The following is a 13,590-nucleotide window of genomic DNA, read 5'->3' as shown; positions in this document are numbered from 1 at the left end:
TCAGCGTGCGGGGGTGGTGGGGGCGTTGTCCGCCAGGGTTAGTCCGGTGACGTCCGGCGGCTCGTGAAAGGTGGCGGGCGTGTTGACGCGGGAGAGCAGGTTGAGTGTGGCCACACGCCAATTTCTCGCCTTTGCCTCGTGCATGAAGCGGTCAAAACGGACAAGCTGCGGATCCATGTCGTCCACACCGAAGGTGATCTTCGCATCCCCGCTGAAATGCGCGACGAGCGACCACGCGTTCGGGATTTCGATGCGCTCCAGCTTCGCGCGCCCGTCCTGGTCGCGGCTTTGCAGCTTTTCCATCAACCTCAAGGCGGAGTGGATTTGAAAATCCGGCACCGGCATGCCCGGTTCTGCCGTGCTAAGGCCGGGGAACAGGATGCGAGGCATGGCGAGGTACTCCTTTGTGATCACCTCACACGGCACCGGCGCTCCCTCGGCATCGATCAGACAGCCTTTGCCGCTGAGTGGTTCCATCAGCTTGTGCTTCGCGCACTCGATCCATGCGACCGGGATGCGCTGCACAACGTCAAGGGTGAGCTTGCCGTGGTAGTCGCGCTTGATGACCGCCGACTTCACCTGCGGCAGCCGCTCGATCTTCGCGCGCACATCGCGCAGGTTCATCGTGAGCACGTTTGTGGCCGTGGTCAGCCCAGTGGCGGCCACGATCTGCTCCCGCGTGAGCGTGCCCGCCGTGTTCACCTCCACTTCCTTCAGCAGGAACTGCTCGTTTTTCTCCAGCGCCTCATGCCATGCCACCCAGCCGATGCCGATGATGAGCATCGCGGCGATCAGGCGCATCGCATTACGGAAACCGCGACGGCGACGCTCCACCGCCTCATGCTCGCGGATGACGGGTGAATCAGGCTCGTAGTCGATGACGTGGGTGACCGTCCCCTTGCGCTTGCGGGCGGAGCGCTTGGCGGATTTTTGAGAGCCTTTTTTGACGGCAGACATGACGGGCGGACACAAACAGCCAGCAGCACGGCTGGCAGAACGCGGTATTTAATGGGCCTTAAATACCGGATTACCAGTCCGATTGCCATAATTATTCGCGGAAAATTACCGGGGCTATATTCACAAGTGGCCTAGTTGCTCACAAATGCCTGTGAACAACTCGCCACGTTGGCTGACCAAGGGTCACTTCCGCACCACCCAGATGTTCCGGTAGCGCACCGGATTGCCGTGGTTTTGCAGATAAACCGGCCCCGGCGTGTTCTCCTCCTTCTTCGGCGCGGCGGCGGTGCTGCCGGGCAGCTCTTGATTGTCATGAATGAGCACGCCGTTATGTTTGACCGTGATTTTCGCGTTCGCGGTCTTCTTTCCCTCGGCGTCGTATTTCGCGGCGGTGAAATCAACATCGTAAGTCTGCCAGGTCAGCGGCGGCAGGCACATGTTCACCTTCGGCACCGCGATCTTGTAAAGGCCGCCGCATTCGTTGTCCTTCCCTTCGAGAGCGAAGCTGTCGAGCATCTGCACCTCGTAGCGACCTTGCAGGTAGAGGCCGCTGTTTCCGCGGCCCTGACCGCGTGCCTCGGGCATGAAGGGCAGCAGGAACTCCACATGCAGGCTGCAATCGCCGAACGTGTCCTCGCTCGTGATGCCCTGCTCCAGAGCTCCGAGCTTTTCATCCACCTTCGAGTTCGGAAAACGGTTCACGCCCTTGCCATCAAACAGCACCACCGCGTTTTCGGGAGGCAAAGCCCCCAAAGTGGGCGATTCGCGGTTCACGCGGTTGAGTTCCATGATCTTCACGCCGTCGGCGTTGTTCACCAAGATGCCTGCGCCGTTCACCTCCGCCTTGATCGTGCCGTCCGGGGCTGTGAAATGCGCGCTCTTCTCGCCCTCAGGCCTCGAACCGACGACACGGGTGATCGTCGAGCGGTCGCCATCCCAACCAGCACCTGGCAGGCCGCCTTTGTAGCTGACCGCCTCGAATTTCCCGGCGCCCTGCGCCCAAATCTGCACGCCATAGGCCTTGCCGTCGTTTTCGCCCGCATACTCGCCTTGAATGACGAAATCCTCGCCCGCCTCGGCGGCGTCCAGGAACGCCTTCGGCTTGGGTTTCGGCGCGGCAGGCTGCTGGGCGTGGATGAACGTGGCAAGGACGAGGAGTGTGAGGAGTGGGCGCATGGTGGGTGAACGAAGATGAGAAAGTCAGCAGATGTGATCAATAAAACGAGCCGAACACCGGCGGAATCTCCCGCGCCACGGTGCGCAGGCTGCGGCCGGACGCGCGTAGCTCGGCATCCAAAGCATCGTCATCCTCTGGACGCGCGGCTAGAACGCGCTCAACAACGGCGCGGTGCTCCGATTGAAAGCGGGCAGCATACGGATGCCGCGCGTCCGTCCAGTGGCGCAGCAGGCGCGCACGGGCGGCGGGACGCCGCCACAGGAGACGCGTGTATTCAAGCCGCGCCTGATCGTGCATCAGGAGCGGCCAGCGTGTTGTGCTGGTGACGGTGGTGGTCATATCAGGCCCATTTCGCGCGCCAAGGCGGCGTGCTGCTGGTCACGAGGTTCGTTGCGTCGGAGTTTCGGCGCAAGCAGGTCGTCAGGTGCAGGGACGATAACAGTGAGATGCCCATACGCAGCGGTGTGACTTCGCTCACGCCAGCCTGCGGGTAGTTGATCGAGAACCATGTTAGGCATCAGATTCACATGCCAGCCATGCACGCGCTCGAACTCGCTGCCGATCAGCGCATCGTAGGCCAACTCGGCCACGGCATCGCTATCGGTCACCGGATCAGCGTCCATGCTGTTCTCCGGCAGCGGATCATCACGACCGATGCGGGCGATGTGCCACAGCAGCCCCGCCGAACCGATCAGAATCATCGAGGCAGGCTCCTGCAACCGGCTGCCCCAGTCCTGGAGCCAGTCAATGACCTGATGCGGATGTTTCAGCTCTTTCCTTGGCATGCCGCAAGATGCACCACAGGCTTCCAGTCTGGCAAGATGACTTTCATCATGCCCGGCAAGGCCTGTTTGGCCTCGCACATCGGGGCTTCATGTGCTTTTTCCACCGCCCATGACCGCCACTGACTCGATCACGAACATCTCCTGCTACAAGTTCGCGCCGCTTTCCGGCCTGAAGGAGATGCGCGCGCGTCTGCTGGCCGTCTGCAAGGAGCGCGGGCTCAAAGGCACGATCCTGCTGAGCGAGGAAGGCATCAACATGTTCATCGCCGGCCTGCGCGACGATGTGGACGCGCTGGTGGACGATCTGCGCCGCATCCCCGGCCTGGAAGGGCTGAAGCCAAAATACAGCCTCAGCGCCGAGCAGCCCTTCCGCCGCATGCTCGTGCGCATCAAGAAAGAGATCATCGCCTTCGGTGTCGAAGGCATCGATCCGGCGAAGTATACGTCGCCGCGGTTGGAGCCGAAGGTGCTGAAGCAGTGGCTCGACGAAGGCCGCCCGGTCATTCTCTACGACACACGCAACGACTACGAAGTGAAGCTCGGCACCTTCAAAGGCGCGGTGGTGGCCGGCATCGACCATTTTCGCGAATTCCCCGACGCGGTGGCCAAACTGCCGCCAGAGCTCAAAAAAGCCGAGATCGTGTCCTTCTGCACCGGCGGCATCCGCTGCGAGAAAGCCGCGCCGTTCATGGAGCGCGCGGGTTTTGAGCACGTGTGGCAGCTTGAGGGCGGCATCTTGAAGTACTTCGAGGAATGCGGCGGCGCGCACTACGACGGCGAGTGTTTTGTCTTCGATCAGCGCGTCGGTGTCGATCCCGCGCTCTCGGAGACCGACTCCGCGCAGTGTTTTGTCTGCCAGACGCCGCTCACGGCCGAGGATCAGGCCGATGCGCGCTATGTGGCGCATGTTTCGTGTCCGTATTGCTTCAAAACGACCGAGCAGCAGCAGCGCGAGCAGATCGACCAACGCCACGCCGCCATCCGCGCCGCCACGACGCCGCTGCCCGGCAGCGTGCCGTATGATCACGAGCGCCCGCTGCACATTCCGGCCGCGTGCGATCGCAAAACCGTCGTGGATGCCTTCGATCACGTCATGCCGCACATCGGGCGCGAGGTCTGGCTGCAAACCGCTCAAAACGGCCGCCTCACCGACAAGGATGGCAAACCCGTCGCCGCGGATCACCTCGTGCGTGCGGGGGAGCACTACCTGCATCACACGCCCGCGCTGCGTGAGCCGGATGTGAACGCGGACATCCGCGTGCTATTTGAAGACGAGGCCATCCTCGTGCTGAACAAGCCTGCGCCGCTGCCCGTGCATGTCGGCGGTCGTTTCAATCGCAACACGCTGCAATACATCCTCGACCTCGTGTGGCATCCGCTGCGCCCGCGCACGGTGCATCGCCTCGATGCGAACACGACCGGCGTGATGCTGCTGTGCAAGACACAGCACTTCGCGCGCCTCGTGCAGCCGCAGTTTGAGCGTGGTGAGGTCGAAAAACGCTACCTCGCCCGCGTGCAGGGCCATCCGGAGCAGGACAGTTTCATCTGCGATGCGCCACTCAGCACCGAGGCAGGCAAACTCGGCGGCAGAACCGTCGCCGAGGACGGCCAGGAGGCCAAAACCGAGTTCCGCGTGCTCCAACGCGACGCCGATGGCACCGCGCTCGTTGAAGCGCGCCCCATCACCGGCCGCACGAATCAAATCCGCATCCATCTGTGGCATCTGGGCCATCCCATCGTCGGTGACGCCGCCTACTTGCCCGGCGGGCAGGTCGGCGAGACGCAGACGCTCGCCATCACCGATCCGCCTCTGTGCCTGCACGCGTGGAGACTGGCCTTCACGCATCCGCTGACGAAGCAGCGCGTGGTGTTCGAGGCCGAGCGACCAGGATGGGCGCATGCCAGTTGAACCGTGGCCGAAACCCAACAAAGGTCCAGTGATGAGTCCCAACCTGACCGACCCGGCGTATCGCGACTCTTTGCGCACGCTCTACCGCGACACATTGCTCTATGACGTGATGCCGTTCTGGCTGAAGCACGGCATGGACCGTGAGTTTGACGGCATCATCGCATCGTTGCAAGACAGGTGGGGCTAAAGACCAAATAATCGCGTTTGCAGAACCATGAACTTTCAAGCTATCACAGACCAACTGCGGAACGTGTTAAATGGAGCAGAAATTAGTGAGTCGGACTTTGCTAAACTGAGGCATAGCGCAAAGCAAACGTGCGATCAGATTATTGAAGTCCTTCGTGAGAAGGCATCTATCAGTGGACCAACCGGACCATCGAACTCCTTTTTTAACATGACACTCGATGGTGCCAAAGAATCGCTGTGGCTGAGTTATTACGGCAAGCTTGCTGTGTTGCTTCAGGCAGAGAAATTCGATACCGATATGCTTGAAAAGGTTGCTCAAGTCTTATCCCGGAATGGTTGGACATTAATCCCTGACGCAGCACTTCACCATGCGATAGATGATGCTATTCCCGGAAAAACCTGGTTCACCGAAATATTTTCTTATGAGTGAGGGGTATAAACTGAAATGAACCCGGCTTATCGCGAGTCTTTGCGCACGCTTTACCGTGACACGTTGCTCCATGATGTGATGCCGTTCTGGCTGAAGAACGGCATGGACCGTGAGTTTGACGGCATCATCACCTCGCTGGACCGCGACGGGTCGATTCTGGACACGGACAAGAGCATCTGGTTCCAAGGCCGCGCGGCGTGGATGTGCGCGACGCTCTACAACACGGTGGAGAAGCGCAGCGACTGGCTGGACGCTGCGGGCTCATGCCTGGCGTTTCTGGGTAAGCATGGTTATGCGACGGACGGAAAGCTCTTCTTCACCGTGACGCGGGAGGGCAAACCGCTGCGCATGCGGCGCTATGTGTTCAGCGAGGCCTTCGCGGCCATCGCACATGCGGCGTATGCGAAGGCGACGGGTGATGAGAGCTATGCGGAGCGGGCGAAGAAGGATTTCGCGACCTATTTGAGGCATTCCTTCGAGAAGGGGCTCATGCAGCCGAAGGTGGACTCGGAGACACGGCCGATGATGGGCATCGGCGCGCTCATGATCGGCATCGCCACGGCGCAGGAACTGCGGGTGAACCTCGGCGACGTGAAGATCTCCGGCCACAGCTGCTCGGAGTGGGTGGACCGCTTCATCCTGGAGATTCAGCAGTTCTTCTTCAAACCTGACCTCGGTGCGCTGATGGAGGTGGTGTCGCCGGACGGGTCGATCATCGACCACTTCGACGGACGAACACTGAATCCAGGCCATGCGCTGGAGTGCGCGTGGTTCATCCTGCATGAAGGGCGGTGGCGTGGAGAAAAGAGCTACCTCAAGCTCGGCCTCGAAATCCTCGACTGCATGTGGGAGCGTGGCTGGGACGCGGAGCACGGCGGGATTTTCTACTTCCGCGATGTGTTTGGCAAACCGGTGCAGGAATACTGGCACGACATGAAATTCTGGTGGCCGCACAACGAGGCAGTCATCGCCACGCAACTCGCCTGGCACATCACGGGCGATGCCAAATACGCGCGGTGGCACAAGCAGGTGCATGACTGGAGCTTCGCGCACTTCCCGGATCCGCAGCACGGCGAGTGGTTCGGCTATCTGCATCGCGATGGCACGCCATCGGTCACTTTGAAGGGAAACATGTGGAAGGGGCCGTTCCACCTGCCGCGGATGCTGTGGTATTGCGGGCAGTTGCTGGAAAACGAACCGTGCGGGACGAAAAACACGTGACGAAATGCGGAGCGCGGGCTTGAGCCGGTGAGCACCGACCGCTAGCATTCCATCCGCATGGCCATTTCCATCGACGACATCCTCCAGGCAGCCGAAGAGCACCAGGCGAGCGACATTTTCCTCCAGGAAGGCGAGGTGCCGCGGATGAAGATCAACGAGCAACTCATGATTTTCGGCGACGAGCCGGTGCTGCTGCCGCACATCGCCGGACTGTGGCAGGTGTGCGGCGGAGATTCGCTGAAGGACATGGACGTGGACACGGGCATGGTCTCGCGCTCCGGCGTCCGTTTTCGTGTGAACCTGCACAAGGTGCTGGGCCGTCTCGCGGCGACGCTGCGGCGCATCCGCACGGACATGCCCCATCTTTCCGCCCTGGGCGCGCCTGAGTGGCTGCTGACGCGCTGGGGAGCGCAGGAGCACGGCATGGTGCTGATCACCGGCTCCACCGGGCAGGGCAAATCAACCACGCTGGCCGGTCTGCTGCACTGGATGAACACGAACGTGGCCCGGCACATCGTGACGATCGAGGATCCGGTCGAGTACATCTTCACGAACAACCGCTCCATGTTCACACAGCGCGAGGTCGGGCGTGACACGCCGAGCTTTCCACGCGGTCTGCGCGCGGCGATGCGCCAGGCGCCGGATGTGATCTTCGTGGGCGAAATCCGCGACCACGAAACGGCCTTCACCGCGCTGCAGGCCTGCGAGACAGGCCATCTCGTACTTGCCTCGATGCATTCCGCCACGGTGGCGGACACGATGGAGCGTTTTGTGAACCTCTTTCCCGCGGACGAGGTGGCGATCGGCCTGCATCTTCTCTCGCACCAGCTTCTCGGGGTTCTTTGCCAGAAACTCGTGCCGGACGTGAACGGCAGGCTGACGCTGCTCACCGAGCACCTGCAAAACGGCGGCGCGGTGCGTGACTGGATCGCCCGCCGGGCCGTGTCGGAAATCCATGATTACATGTCGCGGGCGAACGACCCGAACTGCCGCACCTTTTTGCAGTCCATCGTGGCCGCCTACGAGGCAGGCGTCATTGACGAGCCGACCGCCATCGCGGCATGCGGCAACGAGGCCGAGTTCCGCCGCGCGGCACGCGGCATCTCCTGATTCTCACCCCCACGCTCATGCGCTCGCACGATCTCATCGAATATCTCTACATGGTCATCGAGCGCGGTGGCTCGGACCTGCACATCAGCTCCGGCAGCCCGCCGATGGGCCGTATCAACGGCATCCTCCAGCCCATGACCGACGAGGTGCTCGATGTCGCCGATCTGCGCGAGCTGATCTTCGGCGTGCTGAAAGAAACACAGCGCGCCAAGCTTGAGCAGGAGTGGGAGCTCGACTTCGCCATCCAGGTGGAAAATCTCGGCCGCTTTCGCGGCAACGCCTGCTACGTCCTCGGCCGCATCGAGGCCTCCTTCCGCTACATCCCGAATGTCATCCCCGAATTGCGTGATCTCGGCCACGGACCGACGGTGGAGGGCTTCACCCAGTTGCGTGACGGGCTCATCCTCGTCACCGGCACGAGCAACTGCGGCAAAACGACCACGCTGGCCTCAATGACGCAGCACATCGCACGCACACGCCGGGCGAACATCGTCAGCATCGAGGATCCCATCGAGTATCTGTTCGCGCACGAGAACAGCCTCGTGCGCCAGCGCCAGGTGGGCGCGGACACGCACAGCTTTGCCGCTGCCATCAAAAGCGCGCTGCGCCAGGACGCGGACGTCATTGTCATCAGCGAACTGCGCGATCTGGAGACGATCCGCACGGCGCTGACCGCCTCGGAAACCGGGCACCTCGTCATCAGCACGCTGCACACGCAGGACGCTCCGGGAACGGTGCTGCGCATCCTCGACGCCTTCCCGGAGGAGCAGCAGGATTTCGTCGCCTCGCAACTCGCCGGCTCCCTCCGCGGCGTCATCTGCCAGTCGCTCATGACGCGGCGGGACGAATCCGGCCGGGTCATGGCCTCGGAGGTCCTGGTGGGGAATTCAGGCATCGCCTCCTGCGTGCGCTCACGCCGTCTTTCCCAGCTCGCCAACCTCATCCAGATCGGCGCGGTGGACGGCATGCACACGATTGACGACAGCCTCATGCATCTGGCGAACCACGGCTTCATCAGCCTCGACGACGCCCTCATCCGCGCCCGTGACGCGGAGTTTGTGCGCATCGGTCATGAGAAATTCCTGCGCGAGCGGGAGAATCCCAGAAAGCGTTGATGAAAAACAAAAAAGCGGAGCCGGTTTCCCGGCTCCGCTTTTCAAACGCCGTGTGAACGGCGTGGCGAGGCTTACTTGTTCTTCGCGTCGAACTTGGCTTTGCACTTCTCGCAGCAGAAGGAGACGGTTTTGCCGTCCTTGCCGGTGCTGGTGATGCTTGGATCGGCAGGCTTGCCGCTGATCGGGCATTTGTCAGCGGCGAAGGCGACAGAGCCAAGGGAGAGGATGGCGATGGAGAGCAGAGTTTTCATCGATGATGTGTTTGTATGTGTTTGGGACAAAACCGGCGGAATTACCGGAATTTGCTCCGAGAACGTATGAAACCCCGCGTTTCTTGTCGATCCTGAATCTTTCCTTGCCATTCCGCCCGCCGGGCCGCTAAAACACGCGGCTAAACCGCTACTCCCGATCCGCCATGAGTTTTCTCTCCCGCGAAGCCACCGTCGCCATCCCCGGATTCAGCCGCTGGCTCGTCCCTCCAGCCGCCGTCGCCGTCCACATGTGCATCGGGCAGGTGTATGCCTTCAGCGTGTTCAACAAGCCGCTCGGCGCAGAGCTGGGCGTGCCGGTTTCCAAGGTCAACATCGCCTACCAGATCGCGCTGATGATGCTGGGCATTTCAGCCGCCTTTTTTGGCAAGTGGGTGGAGCGCTCCGGTCCGCGCAAGACCATGCTCGCCTCCTGCTGCTGCTTCTGCGGCGGCCTGCTGCTCGCTGCTCTCGGTGTGAAGCTGAAAATGCTCTGGCTGATTCTTTTCGGCTATGGGTTCGTCGGCGGCATCGGCCTGGGACTCGGCTACATCTCACCTGTTTCGACACTGGTGAAGTGGTTCCCCGACCGCCCCGGCATGGCGACAGGGATGGCGATCATGGGCTTCGGCGGTGGCGCGCTCATCGGCTCCCCCCTGGCGCAGGAACTGATGAATCATTACGCCAAGGCACCGGACACCGGCGCTATGAGCGCCCTGATCACCATGTCCGGCCTGTATGCCTGCTTCATGCTGTTTGGAGCCTTCATCGTCCGCGTTCCCGCTCCTGGCTGGAAACCGGAGGGCTACGAGCCAAAGGTCGCGGCGTCCCACGGCATGATCACCACCGCCAGCGTCTCGGTGGACACCGCGTGGAAGACACCGCAGTTCTGGCTGTTGTGGACGGTGCTGTGCATGAACGTGAGCGCGGGCATCGGCGTGCTCGGCCGCGCGGCGGACATGTGCATGGACATGTTTGGCGTCGGCATCGCCATCGGCGCGGGTTTCACCGGCCTGCTGAGCATCTTCAACATGGGCGGACGCTTTGTCTGGTCCTCCACCTCCGACCTCATCGGGCGGAAGGCGGTCTATTGCATCTACTTCATCCTCGGCTCCGTGCTCTACGCCATCCTGCCCTACACGCAGGAGACGCAAAACCGCACGCTCTTCGTCATCTGCACCGCCCTCATCATCAGCATGTATGGCGGCGGCTTCGCGACGATCCCGGCCTATTTGAAGGACATGTTCGGCACCTACCAGGTCGGTGCGATTCATGGCCGCCTCATCACGGCGTGGAGCATGGCCGCCGTCATCGGCCCCTCGCTCATCAACGGCTTCTATGACAGCCGCGTCGCCGCCGGTGTGCCGAAGGCCCAGGCCTACAACGGCACCTTCTACCTCATGTGCGGACTGCTCGGCATCGGCCTCGTCGCCAACCTGCTCGTCCGCCCCGTCGATCCGAAATATCACGTCAAAGAAGCTACCTCCGCCTGATTTCACGCCATGAAAGCCGTCCTCATCTGGATCATCGTCTCCACCCCGCTGCTCTGGGGCGTCACCCAGTCGGTGAAAAAATCCTTGCCGCTCTTCGGGGTGGAAGCAGTTGCGAAGTAGTCAGCGCATCGCTTTGATGCGTCTCCATGTTTTCGAACGCCACCCTCTTCCTCGCCCGGCGCTACTTGCGCGCGAAGCGTTCGTTCGTGTCCGTCATCACGATCATCTCAATCCTCGGCGTCACTGTCGGCGTCACGGCCATGATCGTCATCAGTTCGGTGATGAAAGGCTTTGAGGGCGAGTTCCGCAAGACGCTCATCGGCTCCGAGCCGCACATGCTGCTGCATCCGCTGGGAAAAAAGCCCGCGCAGGCGAAAACCGCCGCCGAGGTCGCCGCCAGGGTCCAAACGCAGCCCGACGTGCTCGCTGCCAGCGCCTACATCGGCGGCACCATGTATGCGGAGCGCGATGGCATGCAGTCCGGCATGGACGTCATCGCCCTGCCGGAGGACGGCGCGAAGTTTTATATGGGAAAAATCGCCCGCCACCGCCTGGAGGGTGAATTGACGCTGCGTCACGGCGGCCTGGTCTGCGCGGATGTTATCGCCGGGCAGCTCGACGCGCATCCGGGGGACAAAATCAGCGTCTATGCCTCCACGAACGTCACCAGCGCCGTGCAGCGCTTCCGCGTCGCCTCCGACGAGCAGGACGAGAAAAAACGCCACGCCGCCTACAAGGAGATCAAGCTGCATGCGCGCGAAATCATCGTGCAGGGCAGCCTGCGCGCCGAAACCGCCGGACTTTACGGCTACACCACGCTCGAGACCGCCCAGCAGATCTTCGGCCTCGGCGATCAAGTCAGCGGCGTCCTCATCGAATTGAAACAGCCCGGGGAGGTGAAGGACGTGAAAAAGCGCCTGGAGGCCGCCGGCATCATTCCCGCCGGATGGAGCGCCTCGCTGTGGACGGATGCGGGCGACGCACGCCTCGCCGCGATGAACAACGAGCGCGTCATGATGACCATCGTGATCCTGATCATCTTCGTCGTCGCCGCCTTCTCCGTCATGAACACCACCATCACCGTCACCACGCAAAAACGTCGTGAGATCGGCGTGCTCACCGCGCTCGGCTCGCGTCAGGGCCAGATCATCGGCATCTTTGTCTCGCAGGCCGCGTTTGTCGGAACGCTCGGCACCGTAGGCGGCCTTGTTTTGAGCGGTCTGGTGCTTCGCTTCCGCGATGACATCCGCATGGCCATCGCCGTGCTCAGCGGCGGCAATGCCGACACATCCTCCGACATGTTCCTCGCCACCATCCCGGCGCAAATCGAGCCTTGGTTCGTCGTCGCCACCTCCGTCGGTGCCATCGTCCTCTGCCTCCTCGCCGCCTTGCCGCCCGCGTGGCTTGCGGCACGGGTGGACCCTGCGGTGGCGTTGCGGGACTGATTCAAAGTCGTCCTCGTCCTCCTACTCGAACTCGTCCTCGATTCTTCCGTTCCGCTAACAATCACATCTCCCGATCTCACGCCAACACGCCTCTCCTAACTCGTCACCCATCACTCCTTTCCACCCTGCATGATCGAGGACGAGTAGGAGGACGAGGACGACGCCCCCACCATTCGTCATTCTGCATTCGTCATTCCTCATTTCATGTCCAGCGCCCCCCTCTTCCTCGCCCTGCGCTACCTGCGGCCCACGCGCTCGTTCATCTCGGTCATCACCGTGATCTCGATGCTCGGCGTCATGCTTGGCGTCGGCGTGCTGGTGTTTGTGATGTCCGTGTTCAGCGGCTGGCAGAGGGAATTCCGGCAGATGCTCATCGGTTTCGAACCGCACGCCATGGTGCAGCCCATGACCACGCGTGACGATGCGCCGAAGACCGACTGGCGCGAACTCCGGAAAAAACTCGCCGCGCTGCCGGAAGTCGTCTCCGCAGTCCCCGTGGCCGATGGCGTCGTCGTCGTCGAAAACGAGGGCAATCTTCAAGGTGTCAGCATCATCGGCATGAACGACGAGGCGGACAACGGGCTGCTGCAAAAGCTCAGGAAGCACCTCAAGGACGGAAAATTCGACCTCAAGGGCGACTCCATCGTCCTCAGCGACAAATTCGCGAAGGAGATCGGCGCGAAGATCGGCGACACGCTCGTCGTCCATGCCGCCGACAGCGTGAACCAGTTCATCAAGCAGGTGCGCGAGATTCCCGAGGACGCCGAGGAAACGAAACGTGCCGAGGCGCTCGACAACGTCACCGTGTTGTCGAAGGACCTCACCCTCGTCGCCACGCTGCGCGCCGACACCGCCGGACTGCGCGGCTATGTGCCGCTGCACATCGCGCAGGAGTTCTTCAACCTCGAAAGCGACGTCAGCGGCATCGAGCTGGAGTTGAAGGACGCCGACGGCGCCGAGCCCGTCATGGACGCCATCTACCGCTCCGGCATCATTCCCGAGACCTGGGGCTGGCGCACCTGGATGCAGGAGCACGGCTTCATGCTCGAATCCGTCGAAAACCAGCGCGTCATGATGTGGTTCATCCTGCTCTTCATCATGCTCGTCGCCGCCATCTGCGTGATGAACACCACCATCACCGTCACCGTGAAAAAACGCCGCGAGATCGGCATCCTCACCGCCCTGGGCACTCGCGCCTGGCAGATCATCGCCATCTTCGTCTCGCAGGCCGGCATCGTCGCGCTGGCGGGCGTCGTGGCAGGCCTTTGCGGCGGATTTTTCTTCCTCAGCATCCGCAACTGGCTGCGGGATCAGATCGCCGACCTCACAGGCCGCGACATCTTCCCGCAGGACATCTACTTCCTCTCCAGCATCCCCGCCCACACCAACATCGGCGACCTCCTCACCATCTGCACCACCGCCGTCGCCCTCTGCCTCATGGCCGCGCTGGTTCCCGCATGGTTCGCGGCGCGGGTTGATCCCGCGGTGGCGTTACGGGATGGGGGCTAGACTCC

The 13,590-nt window shown here is 62.0% G+C and carries 14 protein-coding genes; 9 read left to right on the top strand and 5 right to left on the bottom strand.

Annotation, left to right across the window (positions count from 1 at the left end; genetic code table 11):
- From ACILSE_RS03095 to ACILSE_RS03080, 4 genes are all read right to left on the bottom strand, one after another.
- A complete protein-coding gene (locus ACILSE_RS03095; protein ID WP_395715882.1) occupies nucleotides 1-957 on the bottom strand; it encodes a cell division protein FtsQ/DivIB in 957 nt (318 codons plus the stop codon).
- Nucleotides 958-1,140: 183 nt separating this feature from the next.
- Complete coding sequence (locus tag ACILSE_RS03090; protein ID WP_395715881.1) at nucleotides 1,141-2,133, bottom strand: DUF1080 domain-containing protein; 993 nt, start codon at nucleotides 2,131-2,133, stop codon at nucleotides 1,141-1,143.
- 37 nt (nucleotides 2,134-2,170) lie between these two features.
- On the bottom strand, nucleotides 2,171-2,473 hold the full coding sequence (locus ACILSE_RS03085) for a hypothetical protein (RefSeq protein WP_395715880.1): 303 nt from the start codon (nucleotides 2,471-2,473) through the stop codon (nucleotides 2,171-2,173).
- The gene (locus ACILSE_RS03080; protein ID WP_395715879.1) at nucleotides 2,470-2,919 is read right to left on the bottom strand and encodes a hypothetical protein; all 450 of its coding nucleotides are present in this window, start codon (nucleotides 2,917-2,919) and stop codon (nucleotides 2,470-2,472) included. The genes ACILSE_RS03085 and ACILSE_RS03080 overlap by 4 nt, the downstream gene beginning before the upstream one ends.
- A gap of 109 nt (nucleotides 2,920-3,028) precedes the next feature.
- Between ACILSE_RS03080 and ACILSE_RS03075 the strand changes: the two genes are divergently transcribed.
- The 6 genes from ACILSE_RS03075 to ACILSE_RS03050 are packed head-to-tail and all read left to right on the top strand — an operon-like array spanning nucleotide 3,029 to nucleotide 8,890.
- On the top strand, nucleotides 3,029-4,828 hold the full coding sequence (locus ACILSE_RS03075) for a sulfurtransferase (RefSeq protein ID WP_395715878.1): 1,800 nt from the start codon (nucleotides 3,029-3,031) through the stop codon (nucleotides 4,826-4,828).
- 31 nt (nucleotides 4,829-4,859) lie between these two features.
- On the top strand, nucleotides 4,860-5,015 hold the full coding sequence (locus ACILSE_RS03070; protein WP_395715877.1) for a hypothetical protein: 156 nt from the start codon (nucleotides 4,860-4,862) through the stop codon (nucleotides 5,013-5,015).
- Nucleotides 5,016-5,042: 27 nt separating this feature from the next.
- Nucleotides 5,043-5,444 (top strand): hypothetical protein, encoded by a 402-nt coding sequence (locus tag ACILSE_RS03065; protein ID WP_395715876.1) that lies wholly within the window; start codon nucleotides 5,043-5,045, stop codon nucleotides 5,442-5,444.
- A gap of 15 nt (nucleotides 5,445-5,459) precedes the next feature.
- Nucleotides 5,460-6,665 carry an AGE family epimerase/isomerase gene (locus tag ACILSE_RS03060; RefSeq protein ID WP_395715875.1) on the top strand — a complete coding sequence of 402 codons (1,206 nt, stop codon included), beginning with the start codon at nucleotides 5,460-5,462 and terminating at the stop codon, nucleotides 6,663-6,665.
- Nucleotides 6,666-6,722: 57 nt separating this feature from the next.
- Complete coding sequence (locus ACILSE_RS03055) at nucleotides 6,723-7,775, top strand: type IV pilus twitching motility protein PilT (protein WP_395715874.1); 1,053 nt, start codon at nucleotides 6,723-6,725, stop codon at nucleotides 7,773-7,775.
- A 17-nt stretch (nucleotides 7,776-7,792) separates the two neighbouring features.
- Nucleotides 7,793-8,890 (top strand): type IV pilus twitching motility protein PilT, encoded by a 1,098-nt coding sequence (locus ACILSE_RS03050; protein ID WP_395715873.1) that lies wholly within the window; start codon nucleotides 7,793-7,795, stop codon nucleotides 8,888-8,890.
- Nucleotides 8,891-8,961: 71 nt separating this feature from the next.
- Here the strand turns inward: ACILSE_RS03050 and ACILSE_RS03045 are convergent, their stop codons facing one another.
- Complete coding sequence (locus ACILSE_RS03045; protein ID WP_395715872.1) at nucleotides 8,962-9,141, bottom strand: hypothetical protein; 180 nt, start codon at nucleotides 9,139-9,141, stop codon at nucleotides 8,962-8,964.
- Between the two features lie 164 nt (nucleotides 9,142-9,305).
- On the opposite strand from ACILSE_RS03045, the gene ACILSE_RS03040 reads away from it, so the two are divergent.
- The 3 genes from ACILSE_RS03040 (at nucleotide 9,306) to ACILSE_RS03030 (ending at nucleotide 13,585) form a co-directional block, all read left to right on the top strand.
- Entirely contained in the window at nucleotides 9,306-10,631 is a 1,326-nt protein-coding gene (locus ACILSE_RS03040; protein WP_395715871.1) for an OFA family MFS transporter, read from the top strand.
- Nucleotides 10,632-10,777: 146 nt separating this feature from the next.
- Nucleotides 10,778-12,076 (top strand): FtsX-like permease family protein, encoded by a 1,299-nt coding sequence (locus ACILSE_RS03035; RefSeq protein ID WP_395715870.1) that lies wholly within the window; start codon nucleotides 10,778-10,780, stop codon nucleotides 12,074-12,076.
- Nucleotides 12,077-12,280: 204 nt separating this feature from the next.
- Complete coding sequence (locus tag ACILSE_RS03030; protein ID WP_395715869.1) at nucleotides 12,281-13,585, top strand: FtsX-like permease family protein; 1,305 nt, start codon at nucleotides 12,281-12,283, stop codon at nucleotides 13,583-13,585.
- Nucleotides 13,586-13,590 lie beyond the last annotated feature (5 nt).

Origin of the sequence: Prosthecobacter sp. (assembly GCF_044236155.1) — a bacterium.
In the GTDB taxonomy this organism is placed as follows: domain Bacteria; phylum Verrucomicrobiota; class Verrucomicrobiia; order Verrucomicrobiales; family Verrucomicrobiaceae; genus Prosthecobacter.
Note: the sequence above shows the minus strand (reverse complement) of the source record. Positions and strands in the feature narration are given on the sequence as shown.